Genomic DNA, 1,068 nt, shown 5'->3' on the forward strand with positions numbered 1-1,068 from the left:
GGGTCGTGTCAAGAGTTATGTGTAAGAGTCTGTGTACGGGGGGCATACCGCTCCTGAAGCATCTTCTCCAGCACCTCCTTCACCTCCGAGAACCCCTTTAGTTTCCGTTCTGCCCACCTCCCTTCCTGCCTCTCCGACTCCAGGTAAAGAAGCTTGTACACCGCCTCTTCCTTAGGAAACTTGTGGTCCCGCACCTTCGTCCCCCGCCGCACTTCCCGGATAAACCGCTCCATCAGGTTGGTGCTCCGCAGGTACGGCCAAAGCACCTTGGGGTACCCGTAGAACCGCAGGAAGGCCCCCGAATCCTGTACCCAAAGCCCCACCACCCCCGGGTACCGCGAACCCCAGGCGGCCTTCACCTCCTCCAAGGCCCCAAGAGCTTCTTCCCGGCTCTCCGCCCCGTACACCCGCCTCAGGTCCTCCGCCAGCAGGCCCCGGTCCCGCGCCCGCACCTGGGACAGGCTCCACCGCACCCCGTGCACCACGCACCGCTGCCATTCCGCCTGAGGGTAGACCCTGCGGATCGCTTCAGGAAGCCCGGGCAGCCCGTCGGTGATGAAGAGCAATACCCGCCGCAGGCCCCGCTGCCAAAGCTCCCCCAGGACCCCCTCCCATCCCAGGGCGCTCTCCGTGGGCAACAGCCAAAACCCCAGGACCCGCCTCTCCCCATTAGGGGCGATGCCCAGGGCCACATACACGCTTTCCCGTACGATCCCTTCTCCTTCCCTGAAGACCTTTAGGGAAAGCCCGTCCAGGTAGACGAAGGCCATCTCCTCGGGCAAAGGCCGGGTGCGGAAGGCTCCTGCCGCCTCCAGGACCTCGTCCGTCAGGGCGCTCAGGGTCTCGTGGGAGTAGCGGTGGCCTAAGAGCAGGCTCAGTATCTCGGCCGCCTTGCGCTGACTGACCCCGGCGGCGTAAAGGGCTACCGCCACTTCCCCCACGTCCACCAGGCGGCGGGCGTAGGGCTTAAGGAAAGCCGGGTAATACCGAGATTCCCGATCCCTAGGGACCTTCAGGTCCACCTGGCCAAAGGCGGTCTCCAGCTTGCGGGGGTAGTAGCCGTTCCTG

The 1,068-nt window shown here is 64.8% G+C and carries 1 protein-coding gene; it reads right to left on the reverse strand.

The features are described 5' to 3' along the window. Nucleotides 1-8 precede the first annotated feature (8 nt). Nucleotides 9-1,068 (reverse strand): IS256-like element ISTth4 family transposase (locus tag GT358_RS16330; RefSeq protein ID WP_166583690.1); only part of this gene is annotated, 1,060 nt, incomplete at its 5' end.

It is taken from the genome of Rubellimicrobium sp. CFH 75288, assembly GCF_009904055.1.
Taxonomy (GTDB): domain Bacteria; phylum Pseudomonadota; class Alphaproteobacteria; order Rhodobacterales; family Rhodobacteraceae; genus Rubellimicrobium.